The organism is Stenotrophomonas sp. DR822, assembly GCF_019793815.1.
Lineage (GTDB): Bacteria > Pseudomonadota > Gammaproteobacteria > Xanthomonadales > Xanthomonadaceae > Stenotrophomonas > Stenotrophomonas indicatrix.
The window spans coordinates 2,822,501-2,846,336 of the sequence record NZ_CP081826.1 but is presented as its reverse complement, the minus strand read 5'-3'; the positions used below and the strand labels follow the sequence as shown (position 1 = coordinate 2,846,336).

Here is a 23,836-nt window from a genome sequence, read left to right as displayed (position 1 = left end):
TGCCGGGAGATCGTGGGCGCCTACCGGGAACCGGCGTTATTCCGCCGGAACGCCCATTTCCTTCAGCAGTTCAGGTGCCGGGTAGACCTTGGCCAGCAGCCAGCGCAGGTAGCGCATGTCCACGTGCACGGCGCGCTTGTAGCGCGGGTCGAACCACCAGCTGGCACTGACCGACTCCCAGTTGCTGTCGAAGTTCAGGCCGATCAGTTCGCCCTTGGCGTTGAGCACCGGCGAGCCGGAGTTGCCGCCGGTGGTGTCCAGGTTGGTCAGGAAATTGACCGTCTGGGTCTTCAGCGCGGGGTCGGCGGTGCTGCCGAAGTCACCCTTGGCAATCGCGGCCAGCAGCGGCTTGGGGGCATCGAACGGATAGGCGTTGGTGTTCTTTTCGACGATGCCGGCCACGGTGGTCACCGGCGAATAGGTCACGCCATCACGCGGGTGCAGCGCTTCCACCTTGCCGTAGCTGATGCGCAGGGTGCGGTTGGCATCCGGGTACACCGCACGGCCCTGCTTGGCACGCCAGGCGAACAAGGCCTGCATGTAGGCCGGGCGCAGGCGCAGCTGTTCGCCTTCGCGGGTCTTGCTCTCGTTTTCGATGCGCAGCTGCGCGGCCACCAGCGGGCCGGCCACGGCAATCAGCGGATCGGCGGCCAGCGCCTTGCCTTCGCGGGCAGCGGCGAAGCGGGACAGGCGCTGCGCTTCGTCACCCAGCTGGGTGCCGGCATACAGCGTGTCCAGCGCCTGCGCCAGCTGTGCCGGGGTACGGCCGAACGCCGTGTCGAACTCAGCCACGCGCTGCGCATCCGGCAGCTGCTGGTAGCGGGTCAACAGGGTGGTCAGCAGCGCCTTCTCGACCTCGGGTGCATAGCGGCGCTGCACCTGCTTCAGCACGCCCTCGATCATCGCCTGGTCGCGCTGCTGGTAGCCGGTCTCGCGCTGCGCGTCCGGCTTGGCCGATTCAATGCGCAGGCGTTCCAGCAGTAGTGCCGAGCGCAGCAGCTGGGTCTGGCCGGCCATCTGCTCCAGCAGCAGGTCGCGCTCACCCACCGCCGCACCCTGCGACAGGTTGGCCAGCAGCGCCTTGATGTCGCCCTGGTACTTGCGATCGGTGGCGGCCAGCATCGCCTGCTCGTCGGCCGCACGCTGGGCCTTGGCATCGCTGCGCAGCAGCCCTTCCAGCTCACCGGCGGCGCGCTTGCGGTTGTTCTTCAGCGACTGCAACTGCGAGGCATAACGGGTACGTGCCTGCGCATCCTTGGCACTGGCCGCTTCGATGGTGTCGATCATCTGCTGGAACACCGACACCCGGCGCGGCAGCACGGTATCGATCTGGCCAGCGAATTCGGCGGCGGTGCGATGGCGGTAGGTGATACCCGGGTAACCGGCCAGCATCGCGTAGTCGCCCTCCTTCGGGCCTTCCACCGACATCTGCAGGTGCGCCGGTGCCTGGTACGGCACGTTGTCCTTGCTGTAGGCGGCCGGCTTGCCGTCCTTGCCCACGTAGGCACGCAGCAGGGTGAAGTCGCCGGTGTGGCGCGGCCACATGAAGTTGTCGATCTCATCGCCGTAGTTGCCGATCGCGCGCGGTGGCGCATAGACCAGGCGCACATCGCTCAGCTCAAGCTGGGCGATGCGGTAGAAGTCGGTGCCGTAATACATGTTGGCCACCGAGCAGCGCACGCTGCCGTCCTTCTCGCACTCGGCCACGATCTGCTTGCTGGCTGCATCCACCGCGTCGAAGTACGCGCGGCCGGTCTTGCCCTTGGCCTGTGCCAGCACCTGGTCGGTCACCTTGTCGAAGCCGACGGTGACCAGCACGCGGAAGTCCGGATTGGCCGGACGCTCGTCGGCGCGACCCTTGGCGATGAAGCCATCGTTGATGAAGTTGTGCTCGGGCGAGCTGTTGTACTGGATCACGCCCATCGCCACGTGGTGGTTGGTCAGCAGCAGGCCATCGGCCGACACGAACGAGCCGGTGCCACCGCCGGCACGCACGACCGCGCTCAGCGGCGGCGCGGTCACGTTGGCCAGATCGGCCGGGTTGCCCTTGAAGCCAGCCGCCTGCAGCGGCTTGGCCAGCTCCGGCAGCTGCGTCGGCATCCACATGCCTTCGTCGGCATGGGCGCCAGCGGCGAGGGTCAGGCCCAGGGCCAGGGCAGTGGGGAGGGCTTTGCGTGGCGACATGAGGCAATCCGGTACGACAGAACAGCCCGGGACCATAGCTGCTGGGGCCGGATGGGGCAACGGCCGATGGTTGGGTATGCGTGCACGGTAGGGCCGGCCGCTGGCCGGCAACCCACCGAACCGGGAAATCCGGTGCAGTTGCCGGCCGGCGGCCGGCACGACCACATCGTTATTTTTCCCGCCGCCAGTTCAACGAGCCACGGTTTTCCACCGTGCTCGATTCCACTTCCACGTCGAAGCCGCGGCGCAGCAGGTACTTCAGGGTGATCACCGAACCGGCACCGACCAGCGACACGCCGTAGCCCACGTACAGCTTGGGCGAAATGTACTTGCCCACACCGATCACCGAGCCGCCCAGCGCGCGCGACTGGCTGACGCCGGCATCGTCCAGGCCCAGCTTGGCACCCAGCTGCGAAGCCAGCAGCCCGCTGCCGGCCGACAGCGCGGCCGATGCGGCGTTCACCTGCTGGGTCTGGTCGCTGCTGGCACCGGTCAGGCTGCGCCCCAGCACCAGGTAGCCCAGCGCTTCGGACTGCGACATCGCCGGATCGGACCAGACATCGGCGCGCGGTTGCTGCGCGCGCCCGGTCACGTCGATGCCGGCGGTGACATCACCGATCCGGCGCTCGGCGCGGATGTTGATGCGCGGGTCGGACACCGCGTTGTAGTTCCAGTTGAGGTTGCCGCGGGTGATGGTCAGGTCCTGGCCATAGGCCTTGTAGCGGCCACTGACTTCCAGGCCACCGTTGGCGGTCATCTCGCGGCCGGGCTTGGCCCAGACCTGCATCTTGCCGGTCAGCGCGCCCTTCAGGCCGAAGCCGCTCATCTTGACCTTGTCGCCCAGGCTGACGGCCAGCTCCATGTCCAGCGGCGAGGTGCGCGACTCTTCCGGATCGGCCGGGTCCAGCACCACCACGTCCTCGGACACCGAGGTACCACGGTCCAAGCGCTCCAGATCGATGTCGGCCTCAGGCACGTGCACCGTTCCGCGCAGCTCCATCGCGGCCTTGGCCAGGGTGAAGTCCAGGTTGGGATTGGCGATGATGCGCAGCTCGCTGGTGTTGGACAGCAGCACATTCTCGCCGTGGATCTTCAGCTGCAGCGGCTGTGCATCGCCAAACCAGGACAGGCCGCCGTCGACATACAGCGTGCCCTTGCCCGAATTGGCCTGCGCGGTGATCTTGGCCGACCCATCGGGCTGGGCGACGAAGCTGCCCTTGCCCTGGTCGAAGGTCAGGCCCAGCGCCGGGAACTCGCCCTTGAAGTTGCTCAGCTGCGCATCACCGCCCAGCGACGGCTGGCCGCGCGTGCCACGCAGGCTCACGTGGCCTTCGATCAGGCCGGTCGGGCGCACCACATCCGGCGAGAACAGTTCCAGCCAGTACAGGCGCGACATGTTGAGGTAGAGCTCGCCGTTGAGCGGCGCACTCGGCTCCCAACCGGTCTGCATCTTCGCATCGACGAAGCCGTTGCCCTGGAAGCCCATGCCCAGGTAGCCCTTGATGCTGGCCGGGGTCATGTCCAGCTTCAGCGAGAACTGGTCATAACGCACCAGCTCGCCACGGTTGGCATCGGCCAGGCTGGTGTTGCGGTTCTCGCCCAGGCGTACGCCGCCTTCGGCCGAGCGCACTTCCACATGCCCTTCCCACGCGTTGCCACGCGGCCGGATCTGCGCGTCCAGGTTGAGTTCGCCACGCAGGTAGATGCGTCGGCCGGACTGTGGCGGCAACCACGGCTGCACCAGCGCCAGCGGCAACGCATCGCCGCGCACCACCAAGCCTTCGCGCGGCCAGTTGGCATGCGCGCACAGGGCGCCACCGGTCGCAGCACCCAGACAGGTTTCGCCCAGCGTGTAGTTGCTGCCGTTGATGGCGAATGCCGCAGGCGCACGCAGTGCCCACGCATCGCCCTTCACCGGTGCGATGCGCAGCGCGGCCAGTTCGCCACGCCATTGCTCGCCCTGCTGGCGCACGCTGCCCTGCAGCTCGATCGCGCCCAGTTCGTTGCGTGTCTGTGCGGCCAGGCGCAGGTTGGAGACACTGCCCTGCGCATCGATGTTCAAGCGTTCCAGCAGCATGCCGGCATTGACCTGCTGGCCCTGTATCGCCAGCGTGCCACTGTCGCCACGCCACGGCAGGCGGCCCTTGATGCTCAGGCCTTCAGCGCCATAGCCGTCCCAGTTGAGATTGTTGCCGACCAGATCTGCGGTGATGTCTGGTGCATCGCGCGGGCCTTTCACCTGCACCTGGCCACGCAGGCCACCATCGGCGCCGGGCAGCAGATCGCTCAGCTGCAACGGCTCGAAGCGCGCATCGATGTCCAGGCGGTCGCCGACCTTGCCCGAGGCGGTCACCCGGCTGCTGCCGACGGCCAGTTTCAATTCACCCTGGCCCTGTTCACCCTGCAGGGCGAACTTGCCTTGGGCATCCACATTGCGCTGGCGCAGGATGCCCTTCAGCGACGGCAGGTCCACCGTGGCCTCCAGCGTGCCCGCAGTGCCCGGCGGCGCATTGGCCGGCGGCGGCAGCTGGCGTCCCTTGGACACGAGATTGCCGGACAGACGGCCATCCCAGCCCGGTGCGAAGTAGCCCGGGTCGAAATCCTTCAGCGTGGCCTTGGCCTCCCAGTCCAGCTGCGGTGCCCAGGCCACCTTGCCTTCCACCTGCAGCTGGCCACCCGGGGTCTGCGCCTGCAGTTCGCGGATCTCCGCAGCCTGATCGTTGCCACGCACATCGAAGCGCAGCTGCGCCTTCTGCTTTTCGCGCTCGACATCGGCACGGCCGATCGCCGCCCACGCCTTCAAGGTACCGGCCAGTCCAAAGCGCGCTTCCTTCAGCGTCACCGGCACCGGCGAACTGCCGGCGGTGTTCGGGTCCGGTGCCGGCACCCAGGTCAGGTCCTGCGCGATCACCGAGAAGTTCAGCTTCTGCTGGTCTTCCTGGCTGAAATCGGCGGTACCTTCCAGGCGTGCTTCGCCGCCCAGGCCCTTGACCACCAGCGGCGAGACCTTCAGCACCTGGTCCTGCAGCGAAACCACCGAGGGCGCCAGCTCCAGTTCCTGCTCACCCTGCTTCACCCGGCCATGCAGGTTGGCATTGCCGCCCTTGCCGGAGGCGGTGAAGTCCAATGCCAGCGGCGCGATGGCCGAGCTGGCCAATGCCGGCGACAACAGCGCCAGGTCCAGCTCGTCGCTGCGTACAGTCGCGTTCCAGGTCGGATCGGTGCGGCCATCGAACACCAGCATCGCGTGCAGCGGCTTCGGTGCGCGACCGGCCAACGCCACTTCCATATGCGCCAGATCACCGCGCGCGACCAGGCCGACCGTGGCCGCGGTCCTTCCGCGCGGTGCCGGCAGCACCGCAGTGACGGTGACGTCGGTGTCGTAGTCCTTGGCCGGGATGTAGCGGCCCTGGGCAGTGAAATTGCCCATGTCGCTGTCTACCACCAGCTTGCGCGCCTGGAACTCGCCATTGGCGATCTCGATGCCACCGCGCACGCGGCTGATGTCGATCACCGGCTCGTTGGCCTGGCTGATGCGGAAACTGTCGATGGTGATCACATCGGCCTGGATCGCCAGCGGCATTTCGATCTGCGGCAGCGAATCGGGCCACGACGGCAGCTTGAACGGCTCATCGCTCTTGGCCAGGTTGAGCGTGGCGTTGGTCAGCTCCAGCTTGTCCAGCAGCAGCTTGCGGCCCAGCAGCGGGCGCAGGTCCGGCTCCAGGTGCGCGCGCTCGGCGTGGAAATGGATGTCGTCGTAGCGGAAGTCGACGTTGTACAGGGTCAGCGGTCCGGCCACCGGGCCCTCGACCTTGTCCCAGGTAAAGCTGGCACCCACCGGCAGGCGCGCCACCACCTGCGCCAGCAGCACGTCGCGGCCGGCCACCGTCTGCAGCAGCCAGTACACGGCCAGCAGGGCGACCAGCACCAGGCCGATCACGCCCGCGCCGGACCATGCCCAGAAGCGGCGACGGCGGTAGAAGCGCACGCGCCGCGGCGGCGTGTTCGGCGGCGTGTTCGGCGGCGTGTTCGGCGACGGAGTCGGTGCGGACGTGCTCACAGGTCCGCTCCGATGTTGAGGTACAGCTGGAACTGCGAATCAGGGTTGTTCAGACCGTGCGCGATATCGACCCGCACCGGGCCCACCGGCGATTTCCAGCGCACGCCGAAGCCGACGCCGGTATGCAGGTCGATGTTGGTATCGAAAGCACTGCCGGTATCGACGAACACCGCTGCACCCCACGGGCCGCCATTGAAGTAGTGCTCGTATTCGGCCGAGCCGACCACCAGGTGCTTGGCACCGAGCGCGTACTTGTCCGGTTTCGGCGTACGCGGTCCGACCTCACGGTAGGCATAGCCGCGGATGCTGCGGTCGCCACCGGCGAAGTAGCGCAGGCTGGGCGGCATCGCCACCAGGTCGCTGGTCCATGTGGTGCCGCCTTCGCCGCGCAGAATCAGGCGATTGGTCGGCCCCACCGGGATGTACCAGCGCAGCACGGCATTGGCCTGCACGAAGCTGGTGTCCGATCCGACGCCTTCGACGCCGGCACGCACCGTCGCTGTGCCACTGATGCCGCTGCGCGGGAACAGCTCGTCGTCCACCTTCACGTAGTCGGCCACGATCTGCGGGTAGACCAGCGTGGACGTGTTGTAGACCGCATCGGTGAATTCGGTGCCCGAGGCATAGCGCCAGCGCTCGCGCAGCGCGTTGATCGAGGCGATGGCGGTCCAGTTCTCGTTGATCTCGCCGCTGCGGCTGGCGATCAGCTTGAAGTTGCGCAGATCGATGTAGTCGGTCTGCTCGTCGTAGGCACTGGCGGCGAAGGTGTACCAACCATCCAGCCAGTTGAATGCGGGAATGCGGTAGCTGGTGATCAGGCTCTTGCGCTTCTGCGCATAGTCCAGCTGGGTGTTCATCTTGTGGCCGCGGCTGTTCAGGTAGCGCCGCTCAAGGCCGCCACGCACACCCGCGCCACTTTCGCTGCCGTAGCTCAGGCCGTAGGAATAGATGCTGCGCTTGGCCCGCGTCAGCTTCACATCGACCGGCACCTCGCCATTCTCATCGGCCTGGTCCGGGCGCGGCTGGATGTCGATCACGCTGAAGTAATCGAGCTTGGTCAGCGACTCGCGCAGGCGGTCCAGCTTGCCTTCGTGGAAGTAGCTGCCCTGGTCCCAGTACACCAGCGGGTCGAACAGCTTGTCGTCGAAATAATTCTGCTCGAAGGTCACCGGGCCCATGTTGTAGCGGCGGCCGCTGTCCCAGGTCAGGTCGATGTCGGCAGCGTTGTCCGCGCGGGTGATCTGCACCTGGCGCTGGGTGTAGTCGGCGTCGAAGTAGCCACGCTCGGCCAGGCGCCGGGTCACGGTGATCTTGCTGGCTTCGTACTGGGTGTGTTCGAAGCGCTGGCCCTTGCGCGGCTTGAACGCGGCCAGGTCGTCCTGCAGGTACTGGTCGTACATCGCAGGACCGGTGATGTCGATATGCTCGCGGCGCACCAGCACCGGCTGGCCCTTGTCGACATGGATCAGCACGGTGACGTGCTCGTCCTGGCGTGGCGCCTCGACCTTGATCACCGGGTTGTAGTACCCGAACGGTTCCAGCGCCTGGCGGGTCTGCCGCTCGGCCTGAGACAGCAGGTATTCCAGGCGCGACTCGCCCTGCTCCTTGCCGATCGTGTCGAACAACGACAGCGATTCCTGGATGTTCTCGATGATCGCGGCGTCGTCGCCCTTGTCCAATCCCTTGATGTCCACCTTGTCGATGGTGCCGCGCGCATGGGCCACGGAAGTGGCGCAAAGCGAGAGGACCATCAGCGGCAGGGCGTATTTCGTTGGCTGCATGCGGCACAGCATACCGACCGGAGGTGACGATGCGAAATGCATCATGTCAATCCGGATCGGTTGTTAAGTGGCGGTCAAAATACGCGCCTTTGTGGCGATCGTCGCGACCGCATGCGCGGACGCCGGCATCGTGTGCGATGCCGACGATGGCTCCGATGGACATCACCGGGTAGCGCCGGGCCATGCCCGGCGAGCGCGCAGCGCGGCCTGCAGAACAACCGCCGGGCGTGGCCCGGCGCTACCCATCGTGGGCGATCAGCTCGACAGGTGCTCGATCGCCGCGACCTTGCCCAGGCGCTCGCCCAGCATCGTCAGCAGCGCCAGGCGGTTGCCGCGCAGTGCCGGATCCTCGGCATTGACCATCACCCCGTCGAAGAACGCATCGACCTGCGGACGCAGGCGGGCCAGGCGCGCCAGCACGGCCACATAGTCCTTCTGGTGCAGGCTGGCGCCGGTATCGTCGATGGCGGCAGTCACGGCTTCGGCCAGCGCGCGCTCGGCATCTTCCTGCAGCAGGGCCGCATCGATCTGTCCCGGAATATCGCCTTCGGCCTTGCGCAGGATGTTGCGGATGCGCTTGTTGGCCGCGGCCAGCGCCTCGGCTTCCGGCAACGCCGCGAAGGTTCCGATCGCATCCAGGCGGCGGTCGAAATCGTACAGCGAGGCCGGCTTCAGCTCGGCCACCGCGTTGAAGTGGCTGGCCGGCACGCCCTTGTCGCTGTAATAGCCCTTCAGGCGGTCGAGGATGAAGTCGTACAGCTCAGCCACGTCGGCCTGCACGTTGCGCGCGGCCAGCCCGGCGTTGGCGCTGGCCAGCAGCACGCGCAGGTCCAGCTCGAAGCCGCTTTCGATGATCGTGCGGGCCAGGCCCAGCGCGTTGCGGCGCAGGGCGAACGGGTCCTTGTTGCCGGTCGGCTTCAGGCCCGCGGCGAAACCGCCGGCCAGGGTGTCCACGCGCTCGGCGATCGCCAGCACCTTGCCCAGTGGCGACAGCGCGATGTCATCACCACCGAAGCGCGGCTGGTAGGCCTCGTCGATGGCCAGCGCCACCTCCGGCGATTCGCCACCGGCCACCGCGTAGTGGCGGCCAGCGATGCCCTGCAGTTCCGGGAACTCATTGACCATGCGCGACTGCAGGTCGTTCTTGGCCAGCTGCGCGGCACGCTTGGCCAGCAGCGGATCGGCGCCGACCTGCGGCGCGATCACTTCGGCCAGCGCCACCACGCGCGCGACCTTGTCGGCCACGCTGCCCAGCTTGGCCTGGTAGGTCACCGTCTTCAGGCCCTCGCCCATCGCCTGCAGGCCCTGCTTCAGGTCTTCGTCGAAGAAGAACTTGGCATCGGCGAAGCGCGGGCGGATCACCCGCTCGTAGCCCTTGGCCACTTCGGCCACGTCCTTGGACTCGATGTTGGCGATGCCGATGAACTTCTCGGTCAGCGTGCCGCCGTCATCCAGCACCGGGAAGAACTTCTGGTTGATCTCCATCGTCTCGATCAGCGCTTCCTGCGGCACCGCCAGGAACGCGCGCTCGAAGCTGCACAGCACCGCCGACGGCCACTCGACCAGGTTCACCACCTGCTCCAGGTTGTCCTCGGTGATGCGTGCGCTGCCACCGGCGGTGGCTGCAGCGGCTTCCACCTCGGCGACGATGCGCTGGCGACGCACTGCCGGGTCAACCAGCACGAAGGCGGCGCGCAGCGATTCCACATAGTCCTGCGGCTGGGTCAGCCACACGGTCTTGTCGTGCAGGAAGCGGTGGCCGCGGCTCATGCGGTCGGCCTTCAGGCCGAACAGTTCGGCCTCGACCACGTCACCGCCGTGCAGCAGCACCAGCCAGTGCACCGGGCGCGCGAAGCCCCAGCTGTGGTCGCCCCAGCGCATCGGCTTGGGAATGGGCATGCCGGCGATGGCCTCGCGCAGGATCTCCGGCAGCAGCGCAGCGGTGCGCGCGCCCGGGGTCACCGCACGGTGCACGAAGCGCTCACCCTTGTTGTCGGTGGTCTTTTCCAGCGCGGTCCAGTCGATCCCGGCCTTGGCCGCGAACCCCTGCAGCGCCTTGGTCGGCTGGCCTTCGGCGTCCAGCGCGATGTTCAGGTACGGGCCCAGCACTTCGCTGTGCTGTTCCGGCTGCTCCAGGCCAACGCCCGGCAGCAGCACGGCCAGGCGGCGCGGGGTCGACAGCGGGCGTGCATCGCCCAGCTCCAGTTCCACGCCGCGCTTGCGCAGGCCGTCGACAACACCGTCGAAGAAGGCCTGGGCCAGGCCCGGCAGTGCCTTGACCGGCAGCTCTTCGGTGCCCAGTTCAATCAGCAGGGGAGACAAGTGGCTCATCGGTTCGATCCTGTGGTGGGGGCGCAGCGCGCGACGCGGCCGGCGCCCCTGGGGTAGTAGGTGAAACGCGTGATGGGAGAACGGGCCGTCAGGCCTTCTTCGTGCCCGGGAAGCCCAGCTTCTCGCGCTGCTCGTAGTAGGCCTTGGCCACCGCCTGGGCCAGCGCGCGCACGCGCAGGATGTAGCGCTGGCGTTCGGTCACGCTGATCGCACGGCGCGCATCGAGCAGGTTGAAGGTGTGGCTGGCCTTCATCACCTGTTCGTAGGCCGGCAGCGGCAGGTTCACTTCCACCAGCTTCTGCGCTTCGCGCTCGCAGGCATCGAAGCGGTGGAACATTTCTTCCACGTCGGCGTATTCGAAGTTGTAGGTGCTCTGCTCCACCTCGTTCTGGTGGTAGACGTCGCCGTAGGTCACCGGCTGCCCATCCGGGCCGTAGGTCCAGACCAGGTCGTAGACGTTGTCGCAGTTCTGCAGGTACATGCACAGGCGCTCGAGACCATAGGTGATCTCGCCCAGCACCGGCCGGCACTCCAGGCCACCGGCCTGCTGGAAGTAGGTGAACTGGGTCACCTCCATGCCGTTGAGCCAGACTTCCCAGCCGAGGCCCCAGGCACCCAGGGTCGGCGATTCCCAGTTGTCCTCGACAAAGCGCAGGTCGTGCACCAGCGGATCGATGCCCACCGCCTTCAGCGAATCCAGGTACAGCTGCTGGATGTTGTCCGGTGCCGGCTTCATCGCCACCTGGTACTGGTAGTAGCGCTGCAGGCGGTTCGGGTTGTCGCCGTAGCGGCCATCGGTCGGGCGCCGCGACGGCTGCACGTAGGCCGCGTTCCAGGTTTCCGGACCGATCGCACGCAGGAAGGTGGCCGGGTGGAAGGTACCGGCGCCCACCTCCAGGTCGAGCGGCTGGATGAGCACGCAGCCCTGCTGGGCCCAGAACTGGTTCAGGGTCTGGATCAGGCCCTGGAAGGTGATCGGAACGGTCGGGGTCGCGGACATGCGGACGAGTCTTGGCCGGCAAAGGGGTGCGCTAGTATAACGGCCGACCTGCGGGGCATTCCGTACCCGGAAGGAGCAGGTGGATGGAACATCGGCTGCCCACGGGCACGCCCGGCGAGCCTGGCGCGGCACCGTTGCCGCCCGGTCGCCTGCAGTTCGAACAGGTTGCGGCGGCCCTGCTGGCCGACGGCGTGGTGGCTGCGCACGAGCGCGAGCGCATCCGTTTTTCCGCACAGGGCGCCCGCAACGCCAGTGAAGTGCATCCACTGGTGCTGCTGTCCAACCTCAAACTGGCCGCCAGCGACGGCGGCGACCTCAATCTGGAACGCCTCACCGAGTGGCTGGCCCAGCGCACCGGCAGCCGCTACCTGCGCATCGACCCGACCCGGGTCGACGTCGCCTCGGTCACCGCCGTGGCCTCGCACGCCTACGCGCGCCGCCATCGCTTCCTGCCGCTGGCGGTGGATGGCGAACGCGTGCTGGTGGCCACCAGCGAGCCGCTGGCGCAGGAATGGCTGCGCGACCTGCAGCACCTGACCCGCCTGCGCATCGAGCTGGCGGTGGTCAATCCGCTGGACCTGCACCGCTACACCATGGAGTTCTTCGGCGTCACCCGCTCGGTGCGCGGTGCCCGTGGCGACGTACGGGGTGAGGCCAACACCACCCTGCCCAGCTTCGAGCAGCTGGTGGACCTGGGCCGCACCGGCGACGTCAATGCCGACGACCAGCACATCGTGCACATCGTCGACTGGCTGCTGCAGTACGCCTACGAGCAGCGCGCCTCGGACATCCACCTGGAGCCCCGCCGCGACATGGGGCGCATGCGCTTCCGCATCGACGGCGTGCTGCACAAGGTGTTCGAAGTGCCGCCGGCGGTGATGACCGCCGTGGTCAGCCGTATCAAAGTGCTCGGACGCATGGACCTGGCCGAGCGCCGGCGCCCGCAGGATGGTCGCATCAAGACCCGCTCGCCCGGCGGCCGTGAAGTGGAAATGCGCCTGTCGACCATGCCGACCGCCTTCGGCGAGAAATGCGTGATGCGCATCTTCGACCCGGAAGCGGCCTTCAAGAGCATCGACCAGCTCGGCTTCAGCCCGCAGGAAGCGGCCGGCTGGACCGCCCTGGTCGAGCGCCCGCACGGCATCGTGCTGGTCACCGGCCCGACCGGTTCGGGCAAGACCACCACCCTGTATTCCACCCTGAAGCGGCTGGCCACGCCGGACGTCAACGTATGCACGGTGGAAGACCCGATCGAGATGATCGCGCCGGAATTCAACCAGATGCAGGTGCAGACCAACATCGACCTGGATTTCGCCAGCGGCGTGCGCACCCTGCTTCGGCAGGATCCGGACATCATCATGATCGGCGAGATCCGCGACCTGGAAACCGCGCAGATGGCGGTGCAGGCCTCGCTGACCGGCCACCTGGTGCTGTCCACCCTGCACACCAACGACGCGCCCTCGGCCATCACCCGCCTGCTCGACCTGGGCGTACCGCATTACCTGCTGTCATCCACCGTCAACGGCATCCTCGCCCAGCGTCTGGTTCGCACCCTGTGCCCGCACTGCAAGCAGCCGCACACCCTCGGCCGGGCCGATTGGGCAGTGCTGGCTGATAGCGAAGCTGCATATCCAGATGCCGCCACGCCCTGTCGGCCGGTCGGTTGCCTGGAGTGCCGGCGCACCGGATTCCTCGGCCGCATCGGCCTGTATGAGTTGCTGCCATTGGGCTCGCGCCTGCGCGGGCTGATCCGTGCGGACATGGATCTGGCCGGTTTCAACCGTGCCGCGCGTGCTGAAGGAGTGCGAACCCTGCGCCAGGCCGGGCTTGAAAAGGTGGCACAGGGGCTGACTACAATCGAGGAAGTCCTGTCCGTACTGCCTCCCCCGGATGAATCCAGCGCCCTTCCTGATCCTTGAAACCGGCCGCCCCGTGCCGTCGTTGCGCCGCTACGGGCGCTTTCCGCACTGGATCCGGGTTGCCGCCGGCCTGGAAGAACACGAGACCGTCGTGGTCGACGTCGAGCACGGCGCCGACCTGCCCGACCCACGCCAGTTCGCTGGCGTGCTGGTAACCGGCTCGGCCGCCTTCGTCACCGACCACGCCGAATGGAGCGAACGCAGTGCCGCCTGGCTGCGGCAGACCGCGCACGATGACGTGCCGGTGTTCGGCATCTGCTACGGCCACCAGCTGCTGGCCCACGCGCTGGGCGGCGAAGTGGCCTACAACCCCGCCGGGCGCGAATCGGGAACGATTGAACTGGCACTGGACCCGCAGGCTGCGCAGGACCCGTTGTTCCAGGGCCTGCCGAGCCACTTCGCGGCCCACGCCACCCACCTGCAGACCGTGCTGCGCGTACCCGAAGGTGCCGCCGTGCTGGCGCGCTCGCCGCTGGATGGCTGCCATGCCTTCCGCTGGGGCCGCCAGGCCTGGGGCGTGCAGTTCCATCCGGAATTTGCCACCCACCACATGCGTGGCTACGTGCGCGCACGCGCCGACTGCATCGGCCGTCATGGCGGTTGCGCGCGCAGCATCGAGCGCGCGGTCAGCGCCGCGCCGCTGGCGCGCCAGCTGTTGCGGCGCTTTGTCCGCCAGGCCCGGCTGTCTTCAGCCCAGCCGATGGCAAAACAGGGATAATCGGCGGCACGGGCATACCGCCCGGCCCCTCCTGTCCCCCCCCGGATGTCCATGAAAGAGATTCGCAAGCTGCCAGCCTCGGCGGGCGCCCAGTGGTTGCTGGATACGTTCTCGCTGTATCGGCGTGCGCCGCTGCAGCTGGCCCGGATCGGCCTGACCTGGCTGCTGGTGAACTGGGTGGTCACCCTGCTGGGGACGATGCTGCCCGGCACCGCCGGCCTGGCCCTGCAGATGATGACGCTGGTGATTTCACCGGTGATGTTCGGCGGCATGCTGTACGCCATGGGTGAGATCGACCAGGGCCGTCCCGGCCTGGCCACCCATCTGCTGCAGCCGATCCGCGACCGTCGTGTCAGCCACCTGCTGGTGCCGCTGGCGATCCAGGTGCTGGCCGTGCTGCTGCTGGGCGCGCTGCTGTACCTGATGATCGGCCGCGAGGGCTTCACCGCCTTCAGCGACACCATGACCAAGATGCAGGAACTCGGCCGCAGCGGGCAGCAGATCAGTCCGGAAACCGCCGCCGAACTGGTCGCCAACCTGCCCGCGCAGCGCATCGCGCTGTGGATGCTGCTGGTGTTCTGCACCGCCGTGGCGCTGACCCTGGCGATGTTCACCCAGCCGGCACTGGTGGTGTTCGACCGCCAGAGCGGCATGCACGCGCTTCGCCTGAGCCTGCAGGGCTGCATCGAGAACATCGGCGCCACCGCCGTGTTCACCGTGCTCGGCCTGATCGCCGCGTTCTGCGTCTATGTGCTGTTCGTGATCGTGGTCCAGCTCGGCATGCTGCTGGGCGGCCCGCTGGCGGCGGCCTTCATCGCGCAGTTGGTGTTCACCACGGTGCTGATGCCGCTGTATGTCGGCGCCGTCTATGCGGCCTGGAAGCAGATGTTCGTGCATCGCGGCAGCCGCGGCGCACCGCCGGTGCCACAGTCGCCGCCTGCCAACGACGTCTTCCACGCTTGAGCGGGGCTCAACGGTAGCGCCGCCGGGCCATGCCCGGCGGATGGATGTCACCTCCCCACGAACGCCGGGCATGGCCTGGCGCTACCGGGGATCAGGCCGCAGGCTTCTTGACCACCGAAGACGGCACCAGCCAGCGCGCGGCGTGGATGCCCAGCTCGTACAGCAGGCACATCGGGATCGCCAGCATCAGCTGCGACACCACGTCCGGCGGGGTCAGGATCGCGGCGAGCACGAAGATGCCGACGATCGCATAGCCGCGTCCTTCCTTGAACTGCTGCGGCGTGATCCAGCCCAGCAGCACCAGGATCACCATCGCCACCGGCAGCTCGAAGCTGCCGCCGAAGGCGAAGAAGATCGCCAGCACGAAATCCAGGTAGGCATTCGCATCCGGCGTGATCGCGATCACTTCCGGGCTGAAGGTGGTGAGGAAGTGGAAGACCGCCGGCAGCACCAGGAAATAGGCAAAGGCGCAGCCGGTGTAGAACAGCAGCACCGAGGAGACCAGCAACGGCATCGCCAGACGCTTCTCGCGTGCATACAGGCCCGGCGCGACGAAGGCCCACAGCTGGTACAGCAGCCATGGCACGGCCACGAACAGGGCCACGAAGAACGTCAGCTTCAACGGCGCGAAGAAGGCGCCGGCCGGGTTGGTGGCGATCATCGTCTGCCCATTGGGCAACTGCGAGATCAGCGGCTCGGCCAGTGCGTTGTAAAGCTTCTGGGTGAACGGCAGCAGGCCCAGCAGCACAACGCCCAGCCCCAGCAGCGCACGCACCAGGCGCGAGCGCAGTTCAACCAGGTGTTCCACCAGCGAACTTTCGCCGAAGTCGTGTTCGCTCATGACGGGCGCTCCGTGCGCGCAGGCGTTTCTGCCGGGGCATCAGCAACGGCATCGCCCGCAGCGTCAGCGGTGGCGGGCGTAATGGCTGCACCTTCAGTCGACGCCACCCCCGGCTCGGGCGCATCCGCCAGATGGGGGGGTTGTTCGGCCGGGGCCGGTGCACGCACCTGCTGCGCCAGGGTGTCGCTGTGCTGTTGCATCTGCTCGGCTTCGCGGCGCATGGCTTCGCCGCTGGCACGCAGCTGGTTCTCGGTGTCCTGCATGCCCTGGCGCACGTCCTGCATCTGCCGCTTGATGTCTTCGGCCTGCAGTTCGCGTTCCAGTTCCTGCTTGACCGAATCCCATTGATTGCGCGCGCGGCGTACCCACAGCCCGGCGAAACGGGCCGCCTTGGGCAGGCGCTCAGGTCCGAGCACCACCAGGGCGACAACCGCGATCACCAGCAGTTCGCTGAAGCCGATATCAAACACCGCAACCGCTCCGGATCAACGCGGCTTGCGGTCGTGCTCGTCCTGCGCGGTGCGCGAGGCGTCCTGGCTGCGCGACTCGTCGCCCAACTGCGCGTTCGGCTTGTCGTCGTCGTGCATGCCCTTCTTGAATTCCTTGACCGCCGAGCCGAGGTCCTTGGCACCACTGGTCAGGCGCTTGGTGCCGAACACCAGCAGGACGATGGCGAGCACGACCAACCAATGCCAGATGCTGAAACTGCCCATAAGTCGCTCGTTACGTTAGTGATCAGATTGCCGAGCATAGCGCACCGGCTGTTAGCCGGCGCGCGTGACGAAAGTCAGTTGTTGCCCAGTGTTTCAGTGCGGATTTCACCGTCGTTGACCGGCTGGAAACCCTGCTGGGCCGGCGGCGGGGTCTGCGGCACGGCCTGCAGCGGCGCCGTGGTCGCTTCAGCGGGTGCCGCCGGCGCTGCCTGAACAGGCTGCGGGGCAGGCGCTGCAGCGGCCGCCGTACGCGGTGCGTCATTGCCACCATTGCGGTTGTTGCGCGCCGCGTAGGTCGCCTCTTCCAGGCGATCACGGAAAGCGACCACATCCATGGACGGCGAGCCAGCCGCGCGGCCCTCGAAGATCATCCGCGGGGTGGTGTTGCTGCCGTACGCGTCGAGGTTGGCGGCATCGTCGATCTGCAGGATCGCCCCATCCAGGGCGACGCCGGCGAACAGGCCACGGGCGCGCGACCACGACCAGATCTCGGCCTTCAGCTGGCCATCGGTGGCGGCCGCGGCATTGCGGCCCACCGGACCGGCGGCCACGCCGGCATCGGCGCCGAGGGTGAACTTGCCGTTGACGAGGTTGTCCAGGCTGCGGTCGTTGCGGAACACCAGCACCACGTCGGAGGACTGCACACCGGCCTGGAAGCCGATGCTGCCGCCGGTGAGCTTGATGAATACCGGGTTGGACCACGCACCATTGGGCATGCGCACCGACATCAGGCCGTGGCCACGACGGCCGCCGATCACCAGACCGGCCTTGATCGTGTCGGGAATGACGATGACCGCGCGGCCTTCGTCGAGCAATTTGTCCGGAATGCCCTGTTCAGGGATTCCCTGGATTTCAGCCAGTACACGCACCGCGTTGCGGGCGCGCTGGTCTTCCTGCGGTCCGGCCATGGCCTGGCTGGACAGCAGGCTGGCGGCGATCAGCAGGGCTTGGATCGGGCGACGCATGGCAGGCTCCAGAAGTCAGTCCATAGGAAGATATAGCAAGTGACTGAAATTAGTAGTGTTGTGATGAATCCCCAATGAGCGTTGCCTGCTCATATTGGCCTCATCGATGACATCCATCCGAACCCTGCATGCCGACGTGACAGCGGAATCGGCGACAATACTGCCCATGCTCGACGCACCCGATACCGCCGTACTGGCGGTCAACCTAGGCACGCCCGAGACGCCGACGGCTCCCGCCGTTCGCCGTTATCTGGCCGAATTCCTGTCCGACCGGCGCGTGGTCTCGCTGCCGGCACTGCTGTGGCAGCCCCTGCTGCGCGGTCTGATCCTGCCGCTGCGCAGCAGCCGTTCAGCCGCCAAGTACGCCCAGGTGTGGCTGCCGGAAGGCTCGCCGCTGATGGTCCACACCCGCCAGTTGGCGCAGGCGATGCAGGCATTGCTGCCGACGCTGCGCGTACGCCACGCGATGCGCTACGGCGAACCCGCGCTCACCACCGAACTGGATCGGCTGGCCACCGAGGGCGTGCGCCGCATCGTGGTATTGCCGCTGTATCCGCAGTATTCGACCACCACCACGGCCTCGGTCGAGGATCGTGTGGATGCCTGGCAGCGCAGGAACCCGCAGGTCACCGTCAGCCTGGTGCAGGACTATTCGATCGATCCGGACTGGGTCGCCGCCGTTGCCGGCTCGATCCAGCGCTACTGGCAGCAGCAGGGTCGCGGCCAGAAGCTGATGTTCTCCTTCCATGGCATTCCGCAGCGCCTTGCCGATGCAGGCGATCCCTATCCGCAGCGCTGCGAGGCAAGTGCACGCGCGATCGCCGCAGCACTGGGCCTGGGCGCGGACGACTGGCAGATGGGTTACCAGTCGCGCTTCGGCCGCGAACGCTGGCTGCAGCCCTACGCCGAGCCCAGCCTGTGGGAGCTGGCCGAAGCGGGGGTGAAGCAGATCGACGTCGTCTGCCCCGGGTTTGCCACCGACTGCCTGGAAACACTGGAAGAAGTCGCCATGGGCTTCACCGAAACACTGGCCGAGCGCGGCGCGCAGATGCGTTACATCCCCTGCCTCAACGCCGCACCGGAACACGCTCGCGCACTGGCTCGGCTGGCCGTGGCCTCGCTGGCATGAGCCTGCAGCCGTTTGAGCTGCCGGTCGCGGGCGTCCGCGTCGCCGGCCTGCGCCGGCCGGGTGAGGGTCCGCGGGTGCTGGCCCTGCACGGCTGGCTCGACAATGCGGCCAGCTTCGTACCGCTGGCGCCGCATCTTCCGCACCTGGACCTGGTGGCGATCGATCTGCCCGGGCACGGCCACAGCGCGCATCTGCCGATCGGGGCGGTGTACACCACGCCAGCAGCGATCACCCATGTCCTCGATGTCGCCGATGCACTGGGCTGGGACCGGTTCACCCTGATCGGCCATTCGATGGGTGCCGGCATCGCCAGCCTCACCGCAGCGGTCAGTGATCGCATCGAACGGCTGGTCGCCATCGAGGCACTCGGCGGCCTGCGCGGGCCGGAAGAAGAGACCGCCAGCCGCCTGCGCGAGCACGTCGACGCCACCCGGGCACTGGCACGCAAGCAGCTGCGCGTGTTCCCGGATCTGGCCGCACCGATCCGGGCGCGGATGATGACCAACCAGCTCAGCGAAGGCTGCGCGCGCCTGCTGGTCGAACGCGGTGTCGAGCCGGTCGAAGGCGGCTATCGCTGGTGCAGCGATCCGCGCCTGATGCTGCCCACCGCGATCCGCCTCAGCGAAGGCCAGATCGACAACCTGCTGCAGGCCATCACCTGTCCGACCCAGGTGATCTATGCCACGCCTGCACAGTCGTACTATCCCGAGCCGATGCGCAGCGAGCGCCTGCAGCATCTGCGTGATGGCCGCCTGGCGGTATTCCCCGGCAACCATCACCTGCACATGGAACACCCGGCACGAATCGCCGCCGTCATCAATGCGTTCCTGAGCGAAAACGCCAACGCACGCTGACCATCGTCGGCCGCGCGCACTTCACTCTGCGCCAGTGCGGCCGATAGAACGGTAGTGGGCGCCTGCGTCCACAGCACGCAGGCCCTTTGTGCCTGCGGCTCGTTCCTGGTTCTGCAAGGAAGTCCGCATGTCCCGTCTGCTGCACCGTCATCCACAGGATGTGGCCACGGTGTCCGTCCTCCGCGTCGCTGCCTGCGCCGCATTCCCCGAATTCCCCGGCCATGCCGTCGTCGCGCTCACCCGCGCAGGGCGTTGCAGGGTCGTTGCCGTCCGTTGATCCAGGAGTTGCCGATGTCCATTGCGTCCTCCCGCCCGCCCGACCAGGGCCGCCTCCCCTATCTGCAACAGCTGGCCGAGCGGAGCGATCGTCGCCTGCTGCTGGCCAGCGGCGTGTTGGCAGCGATCGGCCTTGTACTGGCCGTGCGCGGCACGTCGGTGCCCGCTGCGAGCGCCGTTGCCACCGCGGTGCTGCCAGCCGCCTGGCTGGGCTGGCGCCAGGCCGGCCATGCGCTCGCGCGCAACGGCCTGGCCGTCGTGCTGGCGCTGCAGTTGAGCCTGCTTTGCCATATCAGCGGATGGAATGCCGCATTGCCCATCGCGCTGCTGCTGGGCGTGCTGCTCATCCAGCGTGACCGTATGCCGTTGTGGCTGGCCGGCGCCGTGGGTGTCAGTGCGTTGCTGGCGCCGTTGCCTGATGGGGCGGCCGTCCTGCCGCCGCTGTTGAATGCCATGGCCCTGGCGGTGCTGACGCTGGTGCTGGGCCAGACCGCCGCACGCCTGCGCCAACAGAGCGAAGCGCTGGGTCACGGGCCGCACCGCCTGGCGGCATTGGCGCGCGACATCGCCACCGGCGCCGACCTCGGCGCACACACCGACGCACGCAGCTACGCGCCCGGCTCACTGGCCCACGCGTTGGCCGATACCGCACGCCATGTGCAGGCACAGCGCGGCCGCGAGGCCGAGGTACACGCCGAGAACGCGCAGATTCGCAAGGCACTGGATGCCTCGCGCACGGCGATGATGATTGCCGACAACGATCACGTCATCCGCTACGTCAACCGCTCGGTGGTGGCGCTGCTGCGCAACCAGCAGGCCACGCTGCGCCAGGCCTTCCCCGATTTCGACGCCGAGCGGCTGGTCGGCAGCAGCATCCATCGCTTCCATGCCAACCCTGACCGCATCCGCGGCATCCTCAATGGGCTGCAGGCGACACACAACGGCAAGGTGCGGATCGGGCCGGTGCACTTCGCCCAGGTCGTCACCCCGGTGTTCGACGCACAGGGCGCGCGCCTGGGTTTTGCGGTGGAATGGCATGACCGTACCCACGAACTGACGCTGGAGAATGCCGTCGCCGGGATTGTCGATGCCGCCGCGCAGGGTGATCTGGAACAGCGCCTGCAGGCCAGCGAAGGCGCCAGCTTCCTCGACGGCCTGACCGGGGGCATCAACCAGCTGCTGGACACACTGGGCAGCACGGTCGACGAAGTTCGGCAGATGCTTTCGGCGATGGCCAACGGCGATCTCGACCGTCGCATGCAGGGCGAGTACCACGGCGCGTTCGCCGCGATCCAGCGCGATGCCAACGCCACCGCCGGCCAGCTGGCGCGCATGGTCGGCCACATCCAGCACTGCGCCACCACCATCAGCACGGCCGCCAGCGAAATCGCCGCCGGCAACGGCGCGCTGTCCGAGCGCAGCGAGCGACAGGCCGCTCATCTACAGGAAACGGCCGCCTCGATGGAGGAGCTGACCGCCACCGTGCGCCAGAACGCAGCGCATGCGCGCCAGGCCAGCGAGCTGGCCGCCTCCACCCAGGGCGCAGCCAGTGATGGCAACCATGCCATGCAGCGGGTGGTCGACACCATGCAGGCCATCGAAGGCGCGTCGAAGCGGATCGGCGACATTACCGGCGTGATCGACGGCATTGCCTTCCAGACCAACATCCTCGCGCTCAACGCGGCGGTTGAAGCAGCACGCGCCGGCGAACAGGGGCGCGGGTTCGCGGTCGTCGCCAGCGAAGTCCGTGTGCTCGCGCAGCGATCGGCGGCGGCGGCCCAGGAGATCAAGGTCCTCATCGACGAGGCAGGACGTCAGGTCGGCGAGGGCGCCCAGTTGGTGGCCGATGCCGGACAGCGCATGCAGGGCATCGTCGGCGGCGTGGAGAACGTAAGCCATCTCATGCGCGAGATCTCGGCGGCGTCACAGGAGCAGTCCTCCGGTATCGAGCAGATCAACCAGACGGTGGTGCAGATGGACCAGGCCACGCAGCAGAACGCGGCGCTGGTGGAAGAAGCCACTGCGGCGGCACGTGAACTGCAGTCGCAGGCCGGTGCACTGAACCAGGCGGTATCGGTGTTCCGCCGGCGCGAGGCCGCGTTGATCGACTGATCCGGGCCTGCGTCTTCTCCATGGAAGGCGGCGCCCGCAGGGCGCCGCCTTTTTGTTGGGCGTGGTTCCCGGCGGGGTTGTTTGACTCAGCGGGTACGAAGGCGGTCCGTTTGAGGCTGCATGCGACACGATGATAAGTAAGAAGGCCAGAGCACCTGCCACTGCGGCGGAGTATGTCCGCCAGCTGCTGTGCTCCAAAGAATGCGGCACCGCCTGGGCGCCGCATCTACGCGTGGGTATCGAGTTCCGGTAGTGCCGGCCGCTGGCCGGCAACCTCATGAACATCACGCGGCTGCACGTGGTTGCCGGCCAGCGGCCAGCACTACCCTGGGTTTCTCGCGCACAAAGAAAAACCCCGCTGCGTGAGCAGCGGGGTTTTGGGTATAAACCCTGGCGATGACCTACTCTCGCATGGCTTAGGCCACACTACCATCGGCGCAGCTACGTTTCACTTCCGAGTTCGGGATGGGATCGGGTGGTTCCATAGCGCTAATTTCACCAGGGAGGCGGTTGGAGTGTCGCCTGGGCGTCGTGTCCTTGCAGGGGCTGGCATGGTGATGCCAGCGTTGCAAAGAGACGCGCCTGAGCGCCTGCCTCTCGTTTGGTCTTGTGACGTAGCGTGCACTTGGATCTATCGACATGTCATGTCGGCCAAGGCAACTTGAGGTTATATGGTCAAGCCTCTCGGATCATTAGTATCAGTTAGCTCAATACATTGCTGTACTTACACACCTGACCTATCAACCACGTAGTCTACATGGTTCCTTCAGGGGGCTTGTGCCCCGGGAGATCTCATCTTGAGGCGCGCTTCCCGCTTAGATGCTTTCAGCGGTTATCGCTTCCGAACATAGCTACCCGGCAATGCCACTGGCGTGACAACCGGAACACCAGAGGTTCGTCCACTCCGGTCCTCTCGTACTAGGAGCAGCCCCTCTCAAATCTCCAACGCCCATGGCAGATAGGGACCGAACTGTCTCACGACGTTCTGAACCCAGCTCGCGTACCACTTTAAATGGCGAACAGCCATACCCTTGGGACCGACTACAGCCCCAGGATGTGATGAGCCGACATCGAGGTGCCAAACACCGCCGTCGATATGAACTCTTGGGCGGTATCAGCCTGTTATCCCCGGAGTACCTTTTATCCGTTGAGCGATGGCCCTTCCATACAGAACCACCGGATCACTAAGTCCTAGTTTCCTACCTGCTTGATCCGTCGATCTTGCAGTCAAGCACGCTTATGCCTTTGCACACAGTGCGCGATGTCCGACCGCGCTGAGCGTACCTTCGAGCTCCTCCGTTACTCTTTAGGAGGAGACCGCCCCAGTCAAACTACCCACCATACACGGTCCCCGACCCAGATAATGGGCCCAGGTTAGAACGTCAAGCACGACAGGGTGGTATTTCAAGGATGGCTCCGCCACAGCTAGCGCCATGGTTTCATAGCCTCCCACCTATCCTACACAGACGAACTCAACGTTCAGTGTAAAGCTATAGTAAAGGTTCACGGGGTCTTTCCGTCTTGCCACGGGAACGCTGCATCTTCACAGCGATTTCAATTTCACTGAGTCTCGGGTGGAGACAGCGCCGCTGTCGTTACGCCATTCGTGCAGGTCGGAACTTACCCGACAAGGAATTTCGCTACCTTAGGACCGTTATAGTTACGGCCGCCGTTTACTGGGGCTTCGATCAAGAGCTTCGCCTTGCGGCTGACCCCATCAATTAACCTTCCAGCACCGGGCAGGCGTCACACCCTATACGTCCACTTTCGTGTTTGCAGAGTGCTGTGTTTTTGATAAACAGTCGCAGCGGCCTGGTTACTGCGACCCTCTTCAGCTATAGCTCGCACGAGCCACCAAAAAGGGTGCACCTTCTCCCGAAGTTACGGTGCCATGTTGCCTAGTTCCTTCACCCGAGTTCTCTCAAGCGCCTGAGAATTCTCATCCTACCCACCTGTGTCGGTTTACGGTACGGTCTGCGTAAGCTGAAGC

16 protein-coding genes and 2 rRNA genes (1 of these 18 only partly in view) are annotated in these 23,836 nt (G+C 66.6%); 7 read left to right on the top strand and 11 right to left on the bottom strand.

What is annotated here, in order from left to right; all coding sequences use genetic code 11:
- Positions 1–36 precede the first annotated feature (36 nt).
- The 5 genes from K5K93_RS13065 to glyQ all read right to left on the bottom strand — a co-directional run bounded on the left by K5K93_RS13065 (position 37) and on the right by glyQ (position 11,356).
- Positions 37–2,184: a S46 family peptidase gene (locus K5K93_RS13065; protein WP_222388113.1), complete on the bottom strand. Its 2,148-nt coding sequence runs from the start codon at positions 2,182–2,184 to the stop codon at positions 37–39.
- A 169-nt stretch (positions 2,185–2,353) separates the two neighbouring features.
- Positions 2,354–6,244, bottom strand: a complete 3,891-nt coding sequence (locus K5K93_RS13060; RefSeq protein WP_222388112.1) for a translocation/assembly module TamB domain-containing protein — start codon at positions 6,242–6,244, stop codon at positions 2,354–2,356.
- Positions 6,241–8,037 carry an autotransporter assembly complex family protein gene (locus K5K93_RS13055; protein ID WP_081794577.1) on the bottom strand — a complete coding sequence of 599 codons (1,797 nt, stop codon included), beginning with the start codon at positions 8,035–8,037 and terminating at the stop codon, positions 6,241–6,243. The genes K5K93_RS13060 and K5K93_RS13055 overlap by 4 nt, the downstream gene beginning before the upstream one ends.
- Before the next feature lie 243 nt (positions 8,038–8,280).
- Positions 8,281–10,356, bottom strand: coding sequence for a glycine--tRNA ligase subunit beta (gene glyS / locus K5K93_RS13050; RefSeq protein ID WP_222388111.1), 2,076 nt, complete (start codon positions 10,354–10,356; stop codon positions 8,281–8,283).
- 88 nt (positions 10,357–10,444) lie between these two features.
- Positions 10,445–11,356: a glycine--tRNA ligase subunit alpha gene (gene glyQ / locus K5K93_RS13045; protein ID WP_222388110.1), complete on the bottom strand. Its 912-nt coding sequence runs from the start codon at positions 11,354–11,356 to the stop codon at positions 10,445–10,447.
- 83 nt (positions 11,357–11,439) lie between these two features.
- Between glyQ and K5K93_RS13040 the strand changes: the two genes are divergently transcribed.
- The 3 genes from K5K93_RS13040 to K5K93_RS13030 are packed head-to-tail and all read left to right on the top strand — an operon-like array spanning position 11,440 to position 14,956.
- The gene (locus tag K5K93_RS13040) at positions 11,440–13,275 is read left to right on the top strand and encodes a GspE/PulE family protein (RefSeq protein WP_222388109.1); all 1,836 of its coding nucleotides are present in this window, start codon (positions 11,440–11,442) and stop codon (positions 13,273–13,275) included.
- Positions 13,247–13,993 carry a glutamine amidotransferase gene (locus K5K93_RS13035; protein WP_093821105.1) on the top strand — a complete coding sequence of 249 codons (747 nt, stop codon included), beginning with the start codon at positions 13,247–13,249 and terminating at the stop codon, positions 13,991–13,993. The genes K5K93_RS13040 and K5K93_RS13035 overlap by 29 nt, the downstream gene beginning before the upstream one ends.
- A 51-nt stretch (positions 13,994–14,044) precedes the next feature.
- On the top strand, positions 14,045–14,956 hold the full coding sequence (locus K5K93_RS13030; RefSeq protein WP_025878765.1) for a BPSS1780 family membrane protein: 912 nt from the start codon (positions 14,045–14,047) through the stop codon (positions 14,954–14,956).
- Between the two features lie 91 nt (positions 14,957–15,047).
- Here the strand turns inward: K5K93_RS13030 and tatC are convergent, their stop codons facing one another.
- The 4 genes from tatC to K5K93_RS13010 form a co-directional block, all read right to left on the bottom strand.
- A complete protein-coding gene (gene tatC / locus K5K93_RS13025) occupies positions 15,048–15,797 on the bottom strand; it encodes a twin-arginine translocase subunit TatC (protein ID WP_025878764.1) in 750 nt (249 codons plus the stop codon).
- Positions 15,794–16,267 carry a Sec-independent protein translocase protein TatB gene (gene tatB, locus K5K93_RS13020; RefSeq protein ID WP_222388108.1) on the bottom strand — a complete coding sequence of 158 codons (474 nt, stop codon included), beginning with the start codon at positions 16,265–16,267 and terminating at the stop codon, positions 15,794–15,796. Before tatB ends, tatC begins: the two co-directional genes overlap by 4 nt.
- A 15-nt stretch (positions 16,268–16,282) precedes the next feature.
- A complete protein-coding gene (tatA, locus tag K5K93_RS13015) occupies positions 16,283–16,510 on the bottom strand; it encodes a Sec-independent protein translocase subunit TatA (RefSeq protein ID WP_025878762.1) in 228 nt (75 codons plus the stop codon).
- 74 nt (positions 16,511–16,584) lie between these two features.
- Positions 16,585–17,475, bottom strand: a complete 891-nt coding sequence (locus K5K93_RS13010; protein WP_222388107.1) for a YSC84-related protein — start codon at positions 17,473–17,475, stop codon at positions 16,585–16,587.
- A 166-nt stretch (positions 17,476–17,641) separates the two neighbouring features.
- Between K5K93_RS13010 and hemH the strand changes: the two genes are divergently transcribed.
- The 4 genes from hemH (at position 17,642) to K5K93_RS12990 (ending at position 21,846) form a co-directional block, all read left to right on the top strand.
- Entirely contained in the window at positions 17,642–18,604 is a 963-nt protein-coding gene (hemH, locus tag K5K93_RS13005; protein WP_033832561.1) for a ferrochelatase, read from the top strand.
- The gene (locus tag K5K93_RS13000; protein WP_222388106.1) at positions 18,601–19,458 is read left to right on the top strand and encodes an alpha/beta hydrolase; all 858 of its coding nucleotides are present in this window, start codon (positions 18,601–18,603) and stop codon (positions 19,456–19,458) included. The genes hemH and K5K93_RS13000 overlap by 4 nt, the downstream gene beginning before the upstream one ends.
- A gap of 127 nt (positions 19,459–19,585) precedes the next feature.
- Positions 19,586–19,735, top strand: a complete 150-nt coding sequence (locus K5K93_RS12995) for a hypothetical protein (protein ID WP_222388105.1) — start codon at positions 19,586–19,588, stop codon at positions 19,733–19,735.
- A 14-nt stretch (positions 19,736–19,749) separates the two neighbouring features.
- Positions 19,750–21,846, top strand: coding sequence for a methyl-accepting chemotaxis protein (locus K5K93_RS12990; RefSeq protein WP_222388104.1), 2,097 nt, complete (start codon positions 19,750–19,752; stop codon positions 21,844–21,846).
- Between the two features lie 388 nt (positions 21,847–22,234).
- Here the strand turns inward: K5K93_RS12990 and rrf are convergent.
- Both rrf and K5K93_RS12980 read right to left on the bottom strand, forming a co-directional pair.
- Positions 22,235–22,349, bottom strand: a 5S ribosomal RNA gene (gene rrf, locus K5K93_RS12985).
- Positions 22,350–22,517: 168 nt separating this feature from the next.
- Positions 22,518–23,836 (bottom strand): 23S ribosomal RNA (locus tag K5K93_RS12980) (it continues 1,561 nt past the right edge of the window).

What these genes read in the sequence shown, in the direction of transcription:
- K5K93_RS12995 (WP_222388105.1), top strand. Translation starts at nt 19,586, where the DNA reads ATGTCCCGTCTGCTGCACCGTCATCCACAGGATGTGGCCACGGTGTCC.
- K5K93_RS13000 (WP_222388106.1), top strand. Translation starts at nt 18,601, where the DNA reads ATGAGCCTGCAGCCGTTTGAGCTGCCGGTCGCGGGCGTCCGCGTCGCC.
- tatC (WP_025878764.1), bottom strand. Translation starts at nt 15,797, where the DNA reads ATGAGCGAACACGACTTCGGCGAAAGTTCGCTGGTGGAACACCTGGTT.
- K5K93_RS13010 (WP_222388107.1), bottom strand. Translation starts at nt 17,475, where the DNA reads ATGCGTCGCCCGATCCAAGCCCTGCTGATCGCCGCCAGCCTGCTGTCC.
- glyQ (WP_222388110.1), bottom strand. Translation starts at nt 11,356, where the DNA reads ATGTCCGCGACCCCGACCGTTCCGATCACCTTCCAGGGCCTGATCCAG.
- K5K93_RS13030 (WP_025878765.1), top strand. Translation starts at nt 14,045, where the DNA reads ATGAAAGAGATTCGCAAGCTGCCAGCCTCGGCGGGCGCCCAGTGGTTG.
- K5K93_RS13040 (WP_222388109.1), top strand. Translation starts at nt 11,440, where the DNA reads ATGGAACATCGGCTGCCCACGGGCACGCCCGGCGAGCCTGGCGCGGCA.
- tatA (WP_025878762.1), bottom strand. Translation starts at nt 16,510, where the DNA reads ATGGGCAGTTTCAGCATCTGGCATTGGTTGGTCGTGCTCGCCATCGTC.
- K5K93_RS13065 (WP_222388113.1), bottom strand. Translation starts at nt 2,184, where the DNA reads ATGTCGCCACGCAAAGCCCTCCCCACTGCCCTGGCCCTGGGCCTGACC.
- K5K93_RS12990 (WP_222388104.1), top strand. Translation starts at nt 19,750, where the DNA reads ATGTCCATTGCGTCCTCCCGCCCGCCCGACCAGGGCCGCCTCCCCTAT.
- K5K93_RS13035 (WP_093821105.1), top strand. Translation starts at nt 13,247, where the DNA reads ATGAATCCAGCGCCCTTCCTGATCCTTGAAACCGGCCGCCCCGTGCCG.
- glyS (WP_222388111.1), bottom strand. Translation starts at nt 10,356, where the DNA reads ATGAGCCACTTGTCTCCCCTGCTGATTGAACTGGGCACCGAAGAGCTG.
- K5K93_RS13055 (WP_081794577.1), bottom strand. Translation starts at nt 8,037, where the DNA reads ATGCTGTGCCGCATGCAGCCAACGAAATACGCCCTGCCGCTGATGGTC.
- hemH (WP_033832561.1), top strand. Translation starts at nt 17,642, where the DNA reads ATGCTCGACGCACCCGATACCGCCGTACTGGCGGTCAACCTAGGCACG.